The 17260-nt window shown below is 71.6% G+C and carries 16 protein-coding genes; 5 read left to right on the top strand and 11 right to left on the bottom strand.

Going from position 1 to position 17260, the window contains the following annotated elements:
• Positions 1-21: 21 nt before the first annotated feature.
• Positions 22-378, top strand: a complete 357-nt coding sequence (locus ACGFWI_RS08335) for a hypothetical protein (protein ID WP_393905118.1) — start codon at positions 22-24, stop codon at positions 376-378.
• A gap of 81 nt (positions 379-459) precedes the next feature.
• Here ACGFWI_RS08335 and ACGFWI_RS08330 read toward each other — a convergent pair whose 3' ends face one another.
• Positions 460-1719: a LuxR C-terminal-related transcriptional regulator gene (locus ACGFWI_RS08330; protein ID WP_393905117.1), complete on the bottom strand. Its 1260-nt coding sequence runs from the start codon at positions 1717-1719 to the stop codon at positions 460-462.
• 166 nt (positions 1720-1885) lie between these two features.
• Here ACGFWI_RS08330 and ACGFWI_RS08325 point away from each other — a divergent pair, with 166 nt between their 5' ends.
• Positions 1886-2821, top strand: coding sequence for an NADP-dependent oxidoreductase (locus ACGFWI_RS08325; protein WP_393905116.1), 936 nt, complete (start codon positions 1886-1888; stop codon positions 2819-2821).
• A 369-nt stretch (positions 2822-3190) separates the two neighbouring features.
• Positions 3191-4513 carry a M64 family metallopeptidase gene (locus tag ACGFWI_RS08320; protein ID WP_393905115.1) on the top strand — a complete coding sequence of 441 codons (1323 nt, stop codon included), beginning with the start codon at positions 3191-3193 and terminating at the stop codon, positions 4511-4513.
• A 101-nt stretch (positions 4514-4614) separates the two neighbouring features.
• Here ACGFWI_RS08320 and ACGFWI_RS08315 read toward each other — a convergent pair whose 3' ends face one another.
• Positions 4615-6114 carry a sigma-70 family RNA polymerase sigma factor gene (locus tag ACGFWI_RS08315; RefSeq protein ID WP_393905114.1) on the bottom strand — a complete coding sequence of 500 codons (1500 nt, stop codon included), beginning with the start codon at positions 6112-6114 and terminating at the stop codon, positions 4615-4617.
• A gap of 328 nt (positions 6115-6442) precedes the next feature.
• Between ACGFWI_RS08315 and ACGFWI_RS08310 the strand changes: the two genes are divergently transcribed.
• On the top strand, positions 6443-7369 hold the full coding sequence (locus tag ACGFWI_RS08310) for a CAP domain-containing protein (protein ID WP_393905113.1): 927 nt from the start codon (positions 6443-6445) through the stop codon (positions 7367-7369).
• 114 nt (positions 7370-7483) lie between these two features.
• Here ACGFWI_RS08310 and ACGFWI_RS08305 read toward each other — a convergent pair whose 3' ends face one another.
• Complete coding sequence (locus ACGFWI_RS08305; RefSeq protein ID WP_393905112.1) at positions 7484-8293, bottom strand: alpha/beta hydrolase; 810 nt, start codon at positions 8291-8293, stop codon at positions 7484-7486.
• Between the two features lie 169 nt (positions 8294-8462).
• Here ACGFWI_RS08305 and ACGFWI_RS08300 point away from each other — a divergent pair, with 169 nt between their 5' ends.
• Positions 8463-8975, top strand: coding sequence for a MarR family winged helix-turn-helix transcriptional regulator (locus ACGFWI_RS08300; protein ID WP_393905111.1), 513 nt, complete (start codon positions 8463-8465; stop codon positions 8973-8975).
• Between the two features lie 10 nt (positions 8976-8985).
• On the opposite strand, the gene ACGFWI_RS08295 is transcribed toward ACGFWI_RS08300, so the two are convergent.
• The 8 genes from ACGFWI_RS08295 to ACGFWI_RS08260 form a co-directional block, all read right to left on the bottom strand.
• Positions 8986-10248, bottom strand: coding sequence for an amidohydrolase family protein (locus tag ACGFWI_RS08295; RefSeq protein ID WP_393905110.1), 1263 nt, complete (start codon positions 10246-10248; stop codon positions 8986-8988).
• A complete protein-coding gene (locus ACGFWI_RS08290; RefSeq protein ID WP_393905109.1) occupies positions 10245-10772 on the bottom strand; it encodes a nuclear transport factor 2 family protein in 528 nt (175 codons plus the stop codon). Before ACGFWI_RS08290 ends, ACGFWI_RS08295 begins: the two co-directional genes overlap by 4 nt.
• 68 nt (positions 10773-10840) lie before the next feature.
• Positions 10841-11518, bottom strand: a complete 678-nt coding sequence (locus tag ACGFWI_RS08285; RefSeq protein ID WP_393905108.1) for an O-methyltransferase — start codon at positions 11516-11518, stop codon at positions 10841-10843.
• Positions 11515-12456 carry a TauD/TfdA family dioxygenase gene (locus ACGFWI_RS08280; protein ID WP_393905107.1) on the bottom strand — a complete coding sequence of 314 codons (942 nt, stop codon included), beginning with the start codon at positions 12454-12456 and terminating at the stop codon, positions 11515-11517. Before ACGFWI_RS08280 ends, ACGFWI_RS08285 begins: the two co-directional genes overlap by 4 nt.
• Positions 12453-14024 carry an AMP-binding protein gene (locus ACGFWI_RS08275; protein WP_393905106.1) on the bottom strand — a complete coding sequence of 524 codons (1572 nt, stop codon included), beginning with the start codon at positions 14022-14024 and terminating at the stop codon, positions 12453-12455. The genes ACGFWI_RS08280 and ACGFWI_RS08275 overlap by 4 nt, the downstream gene beginning before the upstream one ends.
• Complete coding sequence (locus ACGFWI_RS08270) at positions 14011-14661, bottom strand: thermostable hemolysin (protein WP_393905105.1); 651 nt, start codon at positions 14659-14661, stop codon at positions 14011-14013. The genes ACGFWI_RS08275 and ACGFWI_RS08270 overlap by 14 nt, the downstream gene beginning before the upstream one ends.
• Positions 14662-14690: 29 nt before the next feature.
• Complete coding sequence (locus tag ACGFWI_RS08265) at positions 14691-15695, bottom strand: methyltransferase (protein ID WP_393905104.1); 1005 nt, start codon at positions 15693-15695, stop codon at positions 14691-14693.
• Positions 15696-16612: 917 nt separating this feature from the next.
• Positions 16613-17224 carry a flavodoxin family protein gene (locus ACGFWI_RS08260; protein WP_393905103.1) on the bottom strand — a complete coding sequence of 204 codons (612 nt, stop codon included), beginning with the start codon at positions 17222-17224 and terminating at the stop codon, positions 16613-16615.
• Positions 17225-17260: the final 36 nt, after the last annotated feature.

Here is a 17260-nt window from a genome sequence, read left to right as displayed (position 1 = left end):
CGGCCCCCTACGCTCGGACACATGCGGAAAGATCATCAACTTCGGCGTCTGGTCATCGGCGAGGAAACCTGGCTGTGGTCGGTCCGCCACCAGCACCCCGAATGCCGCGAGATTCTCTCGCTCCACCACGACGCCACTCGGGCAACCCTGCGGATCGTCTTCCGTGCCCGGCCGGGGCGTCTCGTCCCTGACGGCCTCCTGCACTCCGGTGCGGTCGCCGCCCACAACGGCGGTGTGCTCAATCTGCACGAGCCGGGTGTGGTCCGCCGGATCTTCGACGAGGTGGCCTCGCAAGGCCGCTTGCCCACCGCAGCCGGGGAGAAGGAGCTGGACGGCTGGCCGCTCTTCGATGTGCTCGTGGCGCGCGACGGCGGCTGAACACGGGGGCCGGGTACGGCAGTTCACCGTCGGCCGCGGGACGGCTGGGCAGCCGCGTCGCCGAGTGGACCCGGCAGCCGGCTATGCCACGGCGTGGAAGAGCGCCGCCGCCTCGCCCCGCGACTCGACGCCCAGTTTGGTGAGGATCTTCGCGACATGGAACTTCACCGTCGACTCGCTGATGTGCAGCTCCTGGGCGATCGCTCGGTTGCGGTGCCCGAGCGCCAGCCGGCCGAGCACCTGTAGTTCCCGCTCTCCCAGCCCGGTGAGCGGGTCGGGGGCGGGGTCCTGGGAGACCCGCAGCGGGATCGTCGCCAACACCGTGGTCCCCCAGCCGGGTACCGCGTCGACGTCCAGCCGCCCGTCCAGCACGTCAAGTCGCTCGGAGACCCCTCCGTGGGCCAGGCCGCCGAGGGTCAGGGTGCCGGGCCCGTCGTCGCGTACCGTCGCGCGCAGTGCGTCGTCGGTGATCTGCCAGCCGACGTGAACGCGGCTCACCGCCTCCTGTTCCAGCACCTTCAGCAGCAGCGTCCGGACGATGACACGCGCGGTGTGTGCCACGTCGGCGGCCACCGTCCGCGTGGAGTCGGGCCCGCCCAGCTCCAGCCGTACGGGGCTGTAGCGCACCAGCGGGCGCAGCGAGTCAGCGAGCCGGGCGAAGGCCTGTCCGGCCGGTTCCTCGGCGATCTCCTGGTCGCGATCCGCCTCCGCACGCAGCTCCACCAGGGCCGACACCGCCAGATCCGTGGCGGTGGCGCGGGCCGCCGCATCGTCGAGGGCGCGGCTGCGCAGAACGCCCAGCACTCCGGTGAGCGCGGCCGAGTAGGCCTCGCCCAGCTCCGCGATCACCCGGGCCCGGGTTCCGGCGGCGGTCCGCGAGCGGGCCAGCGCACCGGGCATGGCCTCCGCCGCCAACCGGTCGAAGTGGCTGGTGACCACGTCCCACAGCGCCTGTACGAGGGCGGCGGCGGGTTCGTCGACGGGGGTGGCACCGCCGTCCCGCACTAGCAGCAGGACGGCGCCCCGGAGCGTCGCACGGCTCGTCACGGCGAGGACGGGCCGCTCGGCGCCGGCGAGCGTGAGGGTGCCCTGCCACGGGCGGCCCGGGATGCCCGAGGCGAGCAGCGGCGCCAGGTGGGCGGTGGACAGCCTGCCGGTGAGCTCCGCATCGCCGTACGTCTTGAACGGGGAGTGCGCGCAGTGTGTGGAGAGTTCCGCGGCCGCCCGGTGCGGCACCAACTCGGTCAGGACGGCGGAGAGCCGGGGCAGGATCTCGCCCAGTGGCTGGCGGATCACCTCGTATGCGGCGGTCAGGGCGGGCACGGATCCGGTCAACTCCATGTGCCTCAGCGTAGCCAGGGGCGCCGGGGCAGGTGCTGGCCTTTCGGCCAGGCCGGACTGTCCCGATGACCGGCGCCGTGCCCCGTCCCGGGGGCGAGGCTGAAGCCATCAATCCCTTGCCTCCCAGACATCCCGTATAACCCATGCAAAGAACGGGGAGACCGCCATGCGAGCGATCATCTACAACGAATTCGGCGGCACAGAGGTGCTCAGCCTCGGGCACATGGACAAGCCGGTGCCAGGACCGGGGGAAGTACGCGTGAAGGTGGTGACGGTCGGCGTCAATCCACTGGACTACAAACGGCGTTACGGGTGGGTGGAGCACTTCTACCCGACGACGTTTCCCGCCGTGCCGGGGCTGGAGTTCGCCGGGGTGGTGGACGCGGTCGGCGACGGGGACGGTCCCGGCCGCGTGCCGGGGGACGCTCTCGCCGTCGGCGACGAGGTCTTCGGCTGGACCAGCACCGGTGCCTACGCGGAGTACGCCCTCGCGGGGGACATCGTGCGCAAGCCCGCCGCGCTCTCCTTCGAAACCGCGGCGGCCCTCCCGGTCGCCGGTGAGACGGCGCAGCGCGTCCTCGACCTGCTGGGACTGCAAGAGGGCGAAACCCTGTTGTTGCACGGTGCGGCGGGCGCCGTCGGCCAGGTCGCGGTCCAGCTCGCGGTGGCGAGGGGTGCCACGGTGGTCGGCACGGCGTCCCCGGCCAACCACGACTTCCTGCGCGCGCTGGGCGCGGTCCCGGTGGCGTACGGAACGGGCCTTGCCGATCGGGTCCGGGCGGCCGCCCCGCAGGGCGTCGACGCGGTCTTCGACGCGGCCGGCCAGGACGCGCTGCCGGACTCGATCGCCCTGCTCGGCGGAGCGACCGACCGCATCGTCACCATCGCCGACACGCACGCGGCGGATCATGGCGTGGTCTTCTCCGGGGGCGGCACCCCGTCGGAGAAAGTCCGGGCAGGCATGACCGCGCATGCCCGCCTCGCCGTCGAGGGGCGGCTCGCCGTCCCGGTCGTCGAGACCTTCGCGCTCGCCGACGCCGCCAAGGCCCAGGAGTTGAGCGAGGAGGGGCATGTGCGCGGAAAACTGATCATCAAGGTCTGAGGGCCGCGCCTCGTTCGGTGTGCTCCCACATGGCGGTGCGCCACAGGCGCACCGCCTGTGGCACACCGCTTACCGGAAGCACCGGCCGGTGAGGGGATGGCTCCTCACCGGTCACGTCCGTACGAGGTCAGCGGCGGCGCCCCCACGCCACGGTGTCGACGACGTAGTGGTCACCGACCGCGACACCCCCTACACGTATCGGGGCCGAACGGGGCACCCCCGCGCACACCGGCCTCTCCCCCAACTCATCCGCATAATCGGCCACTTGGGCATCATCCGTTGCCTGGAGCCCCCGGAGCCTCTACGTTGAGCGCGCCTGAATTCAGCTCAGCCCGCCGCTCCTGCGGCGGGCTTCGGGAGGAACCCCCCATGCGCAGACGCACCTCCAGACGCACTTCCATACGTACCGCCGTGTCGGCCGGCCTCGCCGCGGTGGCGCTGGCGGCGACCGCCGCCGCGGCCTCCGCCCAAGGCGCCACCACGGCGCCGTCCCCGCACGGGCAACGCACCCAGCACGTCGAGTACTTCACCGGAGCGGCCGGTCACCCCCGGCACACCACCGTCCCGGCCTCGAAACCGCTCTCCCCCTCCGACAAGGCCGCGATCGCCGGCGACGGCGACGTCACCTCGATCGTGCAGAACGGCCCGGTCGGCACCAAGCTCGATGTGGTCTTCATCGGTGACGGCTACACCGCCGCCCAGCAGGAGGACTTCCACGCAGACGTCCGCGCCAAGTGGGCCAAGATCTCCGCCGTCGAGCCCTACGCCTCGTACGCCGGACTGTTCAACGTCTGGGCCGTCGACGCCGTATCCAACGAGTCCGGCGTCTCCGGGGACCCGACGAAGGACGTGGTGCACGACACCGCGCTCGACTCCGCCTTCTTCTGCGACGGCACCGAGCGGCTGCTGTGCGTCGACACCGGCAAGGTCGAGTCGTACGCCTCCAAGGCCCCGGCCGCGGACCTCGTCGTGATGCTCGCCAACTCCACCAAGTACGGCGGTGCGGGTTACAACGACGTCTCCTCACAGGTCGGTTACGACGGGATCGCCACCGCCTCCTCCGACAACGACCGGTCCGACCAGATCGCGGTGCACGAGACCGGTCACTCGCTCGGCAAGCTCGCCGACGAGTACGACTACGGCCAGTCCGGCACCTACTCCGGTCCCGAGCCCGCCGAGGCCAACCTCACCACGCTCTCCGCCGACCAGATGACCGCCCAGCAGCAGAAGTGGTACCGCTGGATCGGCCAGGAGTCGCCGGACGGCGGCGCGGTCGGCGCGTTCGAGGGCGGCGGCTACTACCAGTACGGACTCAACCGCCCCACCGAGAACTCGATCATGCGGACGCTCGGCCGGGAGTTCAACCTTCCCGGCCGTGAGGCGATGATCGCGGGCTTCTACCGCTATGCGAGCGTGCTGAGCAGCCCGGTGGCCACCGACCGCACGGTGCCGCGCACGGCTCGTCTCCGTGTCAGCGCGCCCGACTCCGCACAGGTGAAGTGGTATGTCGACGGCCGCGAGCGCAAGGCCGCGCGCGGCAGGTCCACGGTCATGGTGCGGGCCCTCGGCGTCCCGGCCGACGGTCGCACCCACACGGTCACGGCGAGGGCCACCGACCGGACGGCCGCGGTCCGTGACCCGGCGCTGCGCAAACCGCTGTCCGGATCGCTGAGTTGGCGGGTGTCCCGCTAGGACGGGCCCGCACAGTCCGCACCGGGGCGGCTCTCACTCGCTGCCCCGGTGCCGGGCGGACTCGGTCGACGTGCCCGCCCGGCCCACCCCGGCCGTGAAGGTCAGCGCGGTGCCGCGAGGTCCTGGGTCCACCAGGGCCCGCCCGCCCCCTCGACGACGCCGATGCCGACTGCCGTGAACTTGCAGTCGAGCAGGTTGTCGCGGTGCATGGAGTCGCCCATCCAGTCGTTCACCGCCGCGGCGGCGGTTCGCGGACCGCGGTCGAGGTTCTCGCCCCAGCTGCTCCACCGATATCCGGCGGCGGTGATCCGCTCGTCGGGGCCGGTACCGTCCGGGGTGTCGTGCTCGTAGTACTGACGTGCCGCCATGTCGGCGGAGTGGCGCCGCGCCGCGGTGTGCAGTCTCCGGTCGATGTGCAGAGGCCCGCAGCCGGCCCGGGCCCGCCGGATGTTGATGAGCGTGGTGGCCTGTTCTTCGAGGCTGGGCGGGGTGGGCGGCGGCGGGGCGGACGGGGTGGCGGACGCGCTCGGGGTACGCGACGGGGTCGGGGTGGGTGTGGGGTGTGGGGTCGGTGGGGGCGCGGCCACGGTACGTGCCGCCTTCGGCTCGTCCTTCCGCTCAGCCGGCGGCGTACCGGGCGACCACCACAGTGCGGCGGTGACGGCCACGGCGAGCGTGGCGGTGCCGGTCACGGCGGTGCCCTTCTTCACCCGGCGCGGCCGGGGCAGCCGCTTCGGCAAGGGGTGTGCGCCGGACACGCCGGATGCGTGGTGTGCGGGTGCCGAAGTCGCCGGCGCCGTCGCGGCGGTGGGTGCCAGGCCCGTGGGCGGCGTGAGATGCGAAGGCAGCGGCAGCAGGGCGAGGCCGGCCAGCAGTCCTTCGGCGGGCAGGAGGTCGCTCCAGTGTCCGGAGCAGGCCGCGCACTGACGCGCATGGCGGGATATGCGTTTGCGCCAGAGGGCGCAGGGTTCCTCGTCCCAAGTGGCGGTCAAGTGGGCCAGATCGGGGCACGGCGGAGTCGCCGAGAGCGCACGGACCACCACGCGTCCGGCCTCCAGTTGCTCCTTCATGCGCTGCACCCGGACCGCCGCGTGGCGTGAGTCGATCCCGACCGCGGCGACCAGCTCCGGCCTGGTGATCTCACCGGCGGCCTCCAGCCACCACAGCGACAGCAGTGACCGGTCCCCCTCGTCCAGCCACCGGGTGGCCGCGGCCACTTCCCGGCGCTGGCCGGACAGCCCCAGTTTCAGGATGGTGAGGTCCGCGAAATCGGCGGAGCGGTCGGCCCGCTCCGGCGCCTCGTCCAGGCCGACGACGGGCGCCTTGCGGTCGGCGGTCCACCGGCGGCGTACCTGGTTCATGGCGATCGCCACCAGCCAGGAGCGGAAGGATGCCGGCTCCCGTAGGTCCGCCAGCGACTCCAGGACGCGCAGCATGGTCTCCTGCACCACGTCGTCCACGTCCGCATGGCCGTCCAGTGCGCGGCCCACGACGTTGTAGATCAGCGGCAGGTAGGAGGCGATGAGTTCCTCCCGGGCATGTTCGTCCCCGGCCTTGGCGGCCTCGACAGCCGCCGTCCCGTTTTCCTGCTTCACGCCCATTCATCCCTGTTCATTCGTGCGTACTCGTAGCCCCCGCACTCAGGTGACCCCGCGGGCTCATCGCGATAACAGAAAAAACCTACGCGGATCCGGAAAGCGCCCACGGTCCGGGCCACGCCCCTGGCTCGGTCCGGGTGCCGGCGACATGTCGTGGCAGTCGGCCCCTGGCCGGGGACCGGAGGCCTCTGAGGGACCGCGGCACATTTCTTGCGAGCTTTCCGTTATCGGGGCCCGCCCCCGGGATCTCCCATGTGTCGGCCACCTCGGAGCGCGCACCACGCGGCACCGCCGGCCGGCAGATCCCTCGGCCCCCACAGGAAACGGAACCATGGACAACGACCACCTTCAGACCGAGTTCCACGACGAGGCCCCGACGGGGAGCGGCGGCCGGGCGAACGAGTCCGCCGCGCACCGGCGTTCGGGCGGGTCCGGCGCCGGCAGTCGCTCGGGAAGCCGGCATGGACGCACCGGTGGCCTGCACCGCGGCGGCAGCCATCCCCGGCGGAAGGCCACACTGCTGGCGGTGACTTCCGTGATCGTCGTGGGCGGGTCCTGTGTGATGCTGATGCGGCCCGACTCCGGAGCCGACCAGGCGCTCGCGGCAGAGCAGTCCGCGCCGTCCGCATCGGCCGCCACCACCTCCACTCCCCCGGCGCCGACCGCCTCGCGCCCGCGCAAGAGCCGCAAGCCCTCGGCCTCCCCGTCCGAGGCCGAACGACACGGCAAGCGGCACTCCGCGCCCCGGCCGCACACCTCCCGCCCCGGCCGCAGTGCGGACACCGCCAAGAGCACAACGCCCCGCGCGGCCCACCCCGAGTCCGGAGCAGGGGCCACGGACCCGGCCGGAACGCGGGCGGCGACGGGCACCGCCGCGGCGTTCGCGCAGAAGATCGTCGAGCTGGTCAACGCCCAGCGGGCGCAGCACGGCTGCGGCCCGCTCACCGTCGACCGCCGACTGCAGGCCGCGGCACAGGCCCACTCGGACGACATGGCCGCCCGCAACTACTACGAGCACAACACCCCGGAAGGCGTCGACCCGGGAACCCGGATGACCAAAGCCGGTTTCCCGTGGGGCAGCTGGGCCGAGAACATCTTCAAGAGCCCCAAGGATCCGTCGACGGCGATGAAGGGCTGGATGGACAGCCCCGGCCACCGCGACAACATCCTCAACTGCTCCTACAAAGCCACCGGTGTGGGCGTCAACCTCAGCGCCAACGGCCCGTGGTGGACCCAGGACTTCGCCACCCACTCCTGACCGACCCGGACGGTCGGCGCCGCCTCCGCCTCCTCTCGGGCCGGGGCGGTGCCAGGGGTTCCAGCAGTTCGGGCCGGGCCGGGCCGGACTGCTGGGGCCTGCGGCACCGAGGCTTCAGCCGCCGGCCGGGGCGAAGGTGCGGTCGAGGAAGCCGTCGAGGCTGTGGCGGGCCGCGTCACCGTGCGGGCCGGCGAAGATCTCGGCGGCGTGGCGGGTGCCCGGCAGGACCGTGACCTCTGCCTGGGGAAAGCTATGGGCGACCTCGCGCAGCCGTCCTTCGTCGGAGAGCGGATCGTCGGCCGTCCCCAGGAGCAGCAGTTCGCCGTCGTAGGAGGTGCCGCTCCCGGCGGTGTAGCCACCCAGCGAGGCCAGCGGGCTGATACCGGCGACGCCGGCCGGCCGGGCGGTGCGGTCCGGCAGCATGCCGAGCATGAGCGTGCCGCCCATACAACCGCCCACCCACGCCACGCTCGTGGTGCCGCGCGAACGCAGCAGCCGGGTCGCGTCGGACACGGTCCGGCGGCGGTCCGTTCCCCAGTCGAAGGTGACGACGTGGTAGCCGCGGGTCGCGAGCCGCTTGGCCTCGGCCGCCCATTCACAGGCATCGCCCCAGGAGATGGGCGCGAAGACGACCCCGCGAGGTCCGCTGCCCACGGTGACCAGCCGGCCTCGCCCCGAGGAACCGGGCAGACGGTACGCGGTGGCGTCCCGGGCGCCGCGGAAGCACGACGGCAGCCGGTCCGGTGCGGCGCTGAACTCTCGCATTCCCACGGTTCCTTCCTCGGTGGAGCGGCGGTTTTCCGCCATTGCGCCCCCTTGTGGGGCCTTGTCCGCGGCGCGGCCGGCGCAGGAAGTGATGCCGGTCAGCGCCAGAGCCAGGACCGCCGTCATGGCCAGAGCACGCTTCGACTCACGCTTGAACATGGGAGAAGCATAGAGAGGAAGCATTGAGAAAAGCTATATTGAAAGGTACATGGAAAGCTTTTCACAGTGTCTACATCTGACAACCACACCGTCTCCCCAGGTCAGAACGTGCCTGTCCGGACAGTGGGATATCTTTGAACTGAGCTATTAGGTAGAGGGAAGGCGGTTCATGGTGGAGCCTGACCACGTAGACGAGATCATTTCGGCATGGGGGCATGAACTGCCCGAAATCGCCGGTCTCCCGCTGGAACTCGCCAAACGGACCGCCCTGTTGGTTTCGGCCTTCGACATCGCCGCCGGCGCCGAACTGGAGAAGCTGGGGCTCACCCAGGCCGAGTACGGAGTGCTCGCCACCCTGCGGAGGATCGGCGCCCCCTACCGCCTCAAGCCGACCGACCTCACGCACGCCCTCCTGCTGTCCTCCGGTGGCACCAGCAATGTCATCAAGCGCTTGGTGGCCGCCGGCTATGTCACCCGCGCGGCGGCCGAGGACGATGCGCGCAGCAGCTGGGTGCAGCTCACGCCGAGCGGGGTGGAGACCGCCGAGGCGGCGGTGCGCGCCACCACCGCCGTGCATGCCCGGCTCGTCGACCGCATTCCGGAACGCACCGCGAAGGCCCTCAGCGAACAGCTGCGGATCGCGCTCGCCGCCATCGAGGAGGGCGTGCTGATCCGCCGCTGACGCAGTGGTGTCAGTGAGCGGCCAGCCGGTCGCGCACGTCCTGTGCCCGTGCCAGCAGCCGCGGCAGCCCCGCGTACTGCAGCTGCCCCCGCCGCTTCGCGATCCGCCCGGCGACCATCACGGTGTCGACATCGGCGCGGTCCATCGCCGACACGACGGCCGCGGTGGCGTCGTACACCGGCGCCACACCGGGCCGGTCGGTGCGCAACAGGATCAGATCGGCCTGCTTGCCCGGGGTGAGCGAGCCGATGAGGTCCGTCATCCCGAGCGCCTCGGCGCCGCCGAGCGTGGCGAACTCCAGAACATCCCGCGCGGTGAGCAGCGGTGCATCCGGGCCCGCATGGCCCTGCAGCGCCGCGAAGCGCCCGATCTGCAGGGCGGCGCGCAGCTGCGTGAACATATCGCTGGGCGCGGCGACTTCGACGTCCACGCTGAGGCTGGGGCGCAATCCGGCGGCCCTCGCGGCGGCGAACGGGGGCAGCCCGTGGCCCATGGTCATTTCGATGGCGGGCGCGACCGACAGTGCCCCACCGCTGTCGTGGATCAGCTGCAGCTCACCGGCGTCCATGCCGGTGCCGTGGATGAACACCGTCCCGGGGCGCAGCACGCCGAGGCGGCGCAGCCGGGAAACCGGGCTGCCGCCCCGGACGTGCAGGGCGGTCGGCAGGTCCAGTTCACGTGCCAGGGCCCAGCCTCGACGGACGGTCTCATCGCTGCCGGCCTCGGCGTTGAGCGCCATGGTCACCAGGCCGTCCTTGGCGTGCAGCCGCCGGGTACGGACCCGGCGGGCGTCCTGTGCCGTGCCGTGTCCGTAGGCGAAGACGCTGCGCAGCCCGGAGTCGGTGAGCGCATCGAGCAGGGCGTCGGTGTGCTCCTCGGTCGGCTTGGCGACGTTGGAGATGTCCTGGACGGTGGTCACCCCCGCGTCCAGGGCGCCCAGCGCGCTCAGCAGGTTCCCCGTATGGAGATCGTCGGCGGTCAGCCGGGGTGCCAGGGTCTGCAGTACGGTCGCGAAATACTGGTCGAGGGTCTGGTCGGCGCCACTGCCGCGCAGTGCCGCCTGCCACATGTGGCGGTGGGTGTCGACGAAGCCGGGGAGCACGAGGCACCCGTGGGCATCGATCCGCTCGTCCACCCCGGTGGCGTCGATGTCCGGGCGTACTGCCGTGATCCGGCCGTCCTCCACCAGGATGTCGGCGGACGGCAGTTCACCGATGGCCGGGTCCATGCTGAGGACGCGGCCACCGGTGATCAGCGAACGAGCGGGGATCATGCAGTGCCCCACCCCTGAGGCGGTGCCAACCGGCCCATCTGGAGGTTCCAGTACTCGGTGTTGCGCCGGCAGCGGCCATCGGCGGCGAAGAGCAGGATGTTGGTCTCCAGGAAGGTGACCCAGTGGTCGCCGTCCGGGTTGATGGCGGGGGCCCGCAGGGTGACCCAGAGTTCGACGGCCGCCCGATTGCCGGTGACGACAGGGGTGCCGTGACGGCCGGTCATCTCCGTTTGGCCTGCGGTGATGTCGCGCCAGTAGCGGCCGATGGCATCGCGACCGCGGAAGGTCTGCGCCGGAATGCCGGGCACCGCCTCGTACACGGCGTCGGGGGTGAACAGCCGGACCGCTGCGGCGTCGTTCTTGGTCCGCCAGGCCTCCAGATAGGCGTCGGTCCAGCAGGAGACATCGGCGGCGGTGAGCCGGCCGGTCCGCTCGGCGGCGTGTGCGGCCGGTGCCGCTGCCGCCAGGGGAAGCGCGGCGAAGCCGGCCCGGAGCAGGGTGCGGCGATGGGTGCGGGGGTTCACGGGTGTTCAGTGCCCTTTCCGTGTGTACGGGGTGGCGCGGCATCCGGCGGGTTCACCCGGCCGCGGCGTCATGCCTCTTCCTGGAGGCGGAGCGAGAACTCGATGCCGTCTCCCAGCGGAAGCTGCTGGGAGAGGTAGCCGTTGCCGGCGGTGCGGACGTGGTCGGTGAACTCGGGCGGCAGCATCGGCAGGTTGTCGGAGACGATCAGGGAGCCGGCCCGCAGTGCGGGTTCGAGCACCTTGAGGACCGGGAGGTAGAGCTCCTTCCATCCGTCCAGCAGCACCAGATCGACCGGAACGGGAAGAGCGGTGAGCTGTTCGCGGGCGTCGCCGGTCCTGATCTCGGCGAAGGCACCGAGCCCCGCGCGCTCCAGATGGCCGCGTGCACGGTCGGCCTTGCCGGGGTGCAGCTCCGAGCCGATGATGCGGCCGCCGCCATTGTCGCGCAGCGCGGCCGCCGCATAGAGCGTCGAAGCGCCGAAGGAGGTGCCGAACTCCACGACGAGGGCCGGGCGCAGGCTCCGTACGAGCTGGTAAAGGAAGGTGCCGACCTGCGGGTGCACGGGCAGCGCGGCCTGGGCACACAGCTCGGCGGCCTGCCGGGCAGTGGGCGGCTGCGGCCAGTCGGCCGCGGTGGCGTAGGCGCGCTTCATCACGTCCGGGTCGTTGTGCTCGGCGGTGTGGGCGATCTCGTCCAGCACGGCGCCCACGCGCGCGTCGTCCAGCCCGGAGGGAGGGGTGGTCACCGCTGCGCCCTCCCGTCCCGCACGGCGGCCAGCAGGGTGGGGTCGAGGTAGCTCTGTGCGTTGTAGATGGTCCGGTCGGTGTCGAGGATCTCGCGTCGGCCGTGCATCACCCGGGTGTTGTCGATCAGCGCCAGGTCGCCGTCCTGCCAGTCCAGTTCCTCGGTCAGTTCGGTGGTGAGCCGACGGAATTCGGCGAGGAGTTCCTCGGGAATGTCGGTGCCGTCGGCGAAGGTGATGCGCGGGGCCTCGTAGTTGTACGAGGGGCCGAAGATGCTGTTGGCCCAGGAGAGCCGGCTGCCGAAGAGCGTGGTGTGGGCGGCGCCGGTGCGGTACGCGTAGTGGATGGAGCCGTCGTCGTTGAGCTGGAGGGTGGTGGACACACTGCCGTCCACCAGCTCCTTCATATCGGCGAAGGTGACGTCGTCGAGGTCCTTGCGGCCTTCCGTCTGGTGGCAGACGAACGCCTTCCACTTGGGCTCCTCCACCCGGCGGCTGTACATGATGTCCTTGATGCCGAAGACCGCGCGGGCCGTGTCGCCGGCCGCGTCCCAGACGCGGTAGCCATCGCAGACGGTGGTCCGGGAGCCGCTGGAGGCGGCCTTCTCGCACAGGAACCAGGTCAGGTCGGGGCCGAAGGGGCTGTTGCCGTTCTCCAGGTGGAGGCCGACGGCGTTGGTGCCCGCGTCCACCTTCTGCGCGACCTCACCGCCGTGGAAGGAGCGCGCCGGGTCGAGGGTGATCCGGCCGGAGTGTGCCTTCACGAACGAGGTGAACTCCTCCAGGTCGGTGTGGAAGCCGCGGAAGAGCAGAAAGCCGGCGTCGGCGAGCAGACCGGTGACCCATGCGGGGTCCAGCGCCCGGAGCGAGCTGTCCCCGGCGGGCAGGACGAGCCGGCCGGTGGCGGCGCCGTAGGGCCGGACGTCAGCGATCGTGGTCATGCGTCAGCTCCTTGGTGGTCGTACAGCGTTCCGTTGGACAAGGCGGTGCGGATGGCTGCCCGCATGGGCCGGCCGGTGACGGTGAAGAACCTGCGGTAGAGGCGCTCGTCGGCCACGGTGAGGTGCGGTACGGCGACCCGCTCCACCTCGGAGAGGTGTGCCGCGCCGAACTCCCGGACGGCCGCCTCGGCCGCCGCGAGGTCGGTGGACCCGTCCACGAGGAAGAGCCCGTGGAGGACGGTGAGTCCGTCACCGAACACCGCGACGGCGCGGACGAAGGGGAGTTGGGCGTACTGCGCCTCGACCCACTCGGGGGCCACGTTGCGGCCCGCCGCGGTGATGATGACGTTCTTCTTGCGTCCGGTGATGCTGAGGAATCCCTCCCCGTCGACCCGAGCCAGGTCGCCGGTGCGGAGCCAGCCGTCGGCGTCGAGGACGAGGCTGGAGGGGTCGTCGCGGGTGTAGCCGGCGAACAACGAGGTGCTGTTGACCAGGAGTTCGCCATCGTCGGCGATCCTGACGCGGACGTGCGGCAGGGGGCGGCCCACGGTGCCGAGGCGCCGGGCGGCCGGGGTGTTCCAGCTGACCACGGAGCTGTTCTCGGACAACCCGTACCCCTCGTGGACCGGGAGGCCGTGCTCCTCCAGGCGGCGCAGCAGCTCGGGGTGCACGGGCGCACCGCCGCAGCAGATGAGCGGCGCCTCCGGACTCCCGAAGAGGGCCGGCGCCACGGCCCGTCCGCTGCCCGCGGCCTCGTCCGCGGCCGTGGCGAAGGCATCGACGAGCGCGGGCGTGGCGACCATCGCGGTCGGGCGGGACGCCGCCACATACGGCATGGCGTCGGTGGCGGCCGACGCCGCGGTGCCGACCAGGGCCTTGCCCGGCGGCATCAGGACGAGCGTCCCGCCGTCGAGCAGGACCATGTAGAGGCCGGTGACCTGCTCGATGAGCAGGCTGAAGGGAACGACGGAGAGATAGCGGGCGAAGGCGCCCCGGGGCATCACCGACCGCAGTGAGCCCAGCAGTTCATTCAGCGCCGCTGCCCGGATCCGCACCCCCTTGGGACGCGAGGTGGTCCCGGACGTGTGGATGGCCTTGCACTCCCAGTCCGTCCGGCCGGCGCCGGCCGGCCGCAGCACCAACGGCGCGGACGGCACGGGCTCGTCCGTGGACAGCGGCAGCACCGTACAGTCCGGGCGCAGCACCCGGTCCCTCCCCCACTGCGTCAGACGCTCCTGCCCGGCCGCGTCCGCCAGACACAGATCGGTCTCCTCCAGCAGGCCGGCGGCCTGTTCCGCGGAGAAGGCGAGCGGGACCGGCACCTCGATGGCGCGGGCGGCGATCAGCGCTAGGTCGGCGACCACGAATTCGGGAGTGTTGCCGCAGACCACTCCGATGCGCAGCGGCCGGCCGTCCCCCTGGCCGATCCGTTCGGCGAGATCGGCGGCCCGGCGCGTCACCTCCTGGTAGCTGAGGGTCCGTGCCGGGACGCCGTCCTCCCCCAGCACCTCGATCATCGGGCGCGCCGACTCACCGAACCTGACCAGGCTCTCCCTAATGGCCCGCATGACCGGCCACCTCCATTGCGCTGATGCTCAGTTGGAGGTCGGTGACGGAGTAGCGCCCGGTGGTGTCGGAGAACAGCCGGTCCAGGGCGTTCAGCGCGATGACGCCGACCTGTGGCTCATGGTCGTAGTACGAGCCCCAGCGCGCCGCCTCGTCGGGAGCCAGCCGGCTGGGGTCGGCGGGTCCGAACGGCACGAAGCAGATGCCGGTACGGCCCAGTGTCGTGATCAGGCTCCGGGTGACGGTGCACAGGATGTACTCCATGCCCAGGCACCAGGAGATGATCGGTGTCGCTCTGATCAGTTCGCGGCCGACCGAGACGCGGCGGGTGGCCAGCGCCCCCACCTCCACCACCCGCCTCCGGTCCACCGTGACCCCGAGGTGGGCCAGTGCGGCGGCCTCGACTCCGGTGTCGAGATACCGCTCGGAGAACAACTCCTGGTCCCTGCCGAAGGTGAGCCCCGCACAGGCCAGTGGCGCGCAGGGCTCCACCGCCCCGCCGCAGGCCGGGCGGGCGACGATGAACGAGTCGGGCCGGGGCGCCACATCGGCGCCATATGCCTGGGCGTACACCTCACGAGCGAGGTCCGCGGCGTCCACCCATGAGCTGGTCGACCGGTGTGCCAGATCGATCTGCACGGTGCTCCCCCCTTCCCCGGCTGCCGGCTCTACTTGGTGCCGACGACCAGAGAGACGGATGAGGGCAGTGCGATCCGCTCGACGGTCTTCAGGCCCGCCCCGGTGAGCCAGCCGGAGATCTCCGGCAGGCTGTAGGTGCGGTCACCGGAGCAGGCGTACATCGCCAGGGAGAACGCCGCGTTGTGCTCGTCGAGCTGCTCGCCGCGTACGTCTTCCAGCACCACGATCCGGCCGCCGGGCCGCAGCGCCTTGGCGGCCCGCGCGATCAGGTCCCGGTTCTCCTCGTCGGTGTGGTTGTGCACGATCTCGAAGAGGAAGACCGCGTCATATCCGGTGCCGAGGTCGCCGCTGAGGAAACTGCCGCGCCGCAGGCTGATCCGGTCGGCCAGCCCCGCCTCCGCGATCGCGGCGCCGGTGTCGGCGAGCGCCTCGGGCAGGTCGACGATGGTCGCGGACAGCGCGGGGTGCCGCCGGCACATGGCCATGGAGTGCAGTCCGTGCGATCCTCCCAGGTCCAGGAGGCGCCGCGCCCCTTCGGGCAGCGGTACGGCGTCGACGATGGCCTGCACGGTCAGCCGCGACTTGACCCGCATGTATGCCGAGAAGTCCCGCCCGGCCTCGGGGTTGTCGGCCCAGCGCTCCCACAGCGAACGGTCGGGCTTGCCGTCCCGTACGGCCTGCGGCAGGTCCCACATGACATTGGTGAGTTCGTACGCCCACAGCAGGGCGGGGGTGAAGTCGTACTCGGCGTTCTTGCCCAGCCAGCGTTCGGCGAGCGGGCCATTGCGGTAGCGCCCGTCCTCCAGGGTGAGCCAGCCCAGGACGGCGGCGACGTCGGCCACCGCACGGGTGCCGTCGGTGCCGGCGCCGATCGCCGTGGCCAGCTCGTCGAGGGTCTTGGGGCCGCCCTCCTCCAGTGCGGTGAAGATGCCGAGCTTGGCGGCGGAGGTGAGCGCCGCGTAGCGGATGGTGGAACCGATCACCTCGTCGATCGGGTTGCCGGCCAACTCGGCATCGGTGGTGGTCTTGAACATGGCTGATCTCCTCGGAATGGCAGGTGGCAACGGCCGCGTGGACGGACGCGGCCAGGACGTGCCGTGCTCGCGGCGGCCCGCGGGCACGGTGCAGGTGATGGAACTGCCGAACGGGGACGAGCTTCAGCCGGCCGGGAGGGGGGAACCGGGACGCCCTGGGGCGCATCGGTTCCGGCCGTGCCACGAGGGTGAGCGGAATACGCTCCGCGCCGTGGCGGCCGTGGTGCTCCACACCGGTGGGCGGGGCCACCGGGTGGTGTTCAGCTTCGGTCCGGCCGGGACGCCGGTGACGGCGCGCTGTCCGGTACGGCGGCGCGGGGACCGGCCGCCTGGATGTCGCAGAAACACCGGGCCTCATCGGCCCCGGCAGTTCTCCGGTGGCCTCGTGGCCGAAGCCGGTGCGGAACCGGGGGACAGCGTCCCCCGCCGGAGTGTGCGGTCGAGAGGAAGGGATCCGGTGCGGGGCCGGGCGGCCCGGCGTCCCGGAGTCGGTGCGGCGGCGATGCCATGACGTGCCGGACGACCGCCGCTCCATCCGGAATCGAGCGGCTTACGGCACAGTCGATTCCACTCGCCCCGCCGTTCACCGGATCGTCGCCGTCGGGGCCGGCGAGCCGGGTGCGGGACCGGGCGGGCTCGCACCCGGCGATCCCGCAACAGGAGGCGGTGGTGCGGAGCGGATCGCCCGTCGCGCCGGCTCGGGCGACGGCGGTGGGCCCGGACAAGGCCCCCCTACCGGCACGGCACGGGCTGCCGTGCCCCGTGCGACAGCAGCCGCCGCGCTGCATACGTGACGGCTGACCGCATCGCCGGTGGCCACCTCGGACTGTACGTCCGTGTGCGGCACCACCGGCTTCTGACGGCTGTTCATCGGGTCCCCCTCCCGGTCGCAGCTGCCTAAGTACGGGTCGTGGAGGTCAGGCTGAGACCCCGTCGAACCCGACGGCTGCGCGGCCGGCCCGGTGTACGTGGGCGGTCTCGGCGATCCGGCGGCCGAGTGCCTCGGCGGTACGCAGATCGCTGGCGCAGGGGGTGACATCGGCCCCCTCGTCGTTGTTCGACTGGGACATGGCGCCCAACCAGCTGCCGAGCCGGTTGAGGTCCTCGGGGCTGCCGGCGGAAGTGTTCCAGCCGCCGTACTCGGCGAGACCGACCCAGATCATGCCGTGCTGAGCGGCGAACAGCGTGATGTCGATCAGCGCGTTGAGCTTGTCGCCCGCCATGTTGCCGCTGTTGGTGAAGCCACCGGCGATCTTGTTCTTCCAGCGCATGTTGTCGCCCCAGACCTGGCTGGTGGCCTCGACGAAGGCACGGAAGACGGCGCTGCTGCCGCCCATGTAGGTCGGCGTGCCGAAGATCAGCGCGTCGGACTCCTGCAGCACCTCCCACAGTTCGTCGTTCAGCTCGGCGAGGGAGACCAGGCGTACCTGGGTGTCGGGAACCTTCTCCGCGCCGGCCGCGACAGCCGCCGCCTGCTTTGCGGTGTGGCCGTATCCACTGTGGTACGCCACCGCAACCTTGATCTGCATGCTTCTCCCCCACCCGGGATCAATACGATGTTTAGC

This window comes from Streptomyces sp. NPDC048434, assembly GCF_043200375.1.
Classification (GTDB): Bacteria; Actinomycetota; Actinomycetes; order Streptomycetales; family Streptomycetaceae; genus Streptomyces.
Note: the sequence above shows the minus strand (reverse complement) of the source record. Positions and strands in the feature narration are given on the sequence as shown.

Coding starts and splice junctions, on each gene's coding strand:
- ACGFWI_RS08275 (WP_393905106.1), bottom strand. CDS start 14,024: ATGCGGGCCATTAGGGAGAGCCTGGTCAGGTTCGGTGAGTCGGCGCGC.
- ACGFWI_RS08300 (WP_393905111.1), top strand. CDS start 8,463: ATGGTGGAGCCTGACCACGTAGACGAGATCATTTCGGCATGGGGGCAT.
- ACGFWI_RS08310 (WP_393905113.1), top strand. CDS start 6,443: ATGGACAACGACCACCTTCAGACCGAGTTCCACGACGAGGCCCCGACG.
- ACGFWI_RS08335 (WP_393905118.1), top strand. CDS start 22: ATGCGGAAAGATCATCAACTTCGGCGTCTGGTCATCGGCGAGGAAACC.
- ACGFWI_RS08325 (WP_393905116.1), top strand. CDS start 1,886: ATGCGAGCGATCATCTACAACGAATTCGGCGGCACAGAGGTGCTCAGC.
- ACGFWI_RS08280 (WP_393905107.1), bottom strand. CDS start 12,456: ATGACCACGATCGCTGACGTCCGGCCCTACGGCGCCGCCACCGGCCGG.
- ACGFWI_RS08265 (WP_393905104.1), bottom strand. CDS start 15,695: ATGTTCAAGACCACCACCGATGCCGAGTTGGCCGGCAACCCGATCGAC.
- ACGFWI_RS08305 (WP_393905112.1), bottom strand. CDS start 8,293: ATGTTCAAGCGTGAGTCGAAGCGTGCTCTGGCCATGACGGCGGTCCTG.
- ACGFWI_RS08295 (WP_393905110.1), bottom strand. CDS start 10,248: ATGATCCCCGCTCGTTCGCTGATCACCGGTGGCCGCGTCCTCAGCATG.
- ACGFWI_RS08320 (WP_393905115.1), top strand. CDS start 3,191: ATGCGCAGACGCACCTCCAGACGCACTTCCATACGTACCGCCGTGTCG.
- ACGFWI_RS08315 (WP_393905114.1), bottom strand. CDS start 6,114: ATGGGCGTGAAGCAGGAAAACGGGACGGCGGCTGTCGAGGCCGCCAAG.
- ACGFWI_RS08330 (WP_393905117.1), bottom strand. CDS start 1,719: ATGGAGTTGACCGGATCCGTGCCCGCCCTGACCGCCGCATACGAGGTG.
- ACGFWI_RS08260 (WP_393905103.1), bottom strand. CDS start 17,224: ATGCAGATCAAGGTTGCGGTGGCGTACCACAGTGGATACGGCCACACC.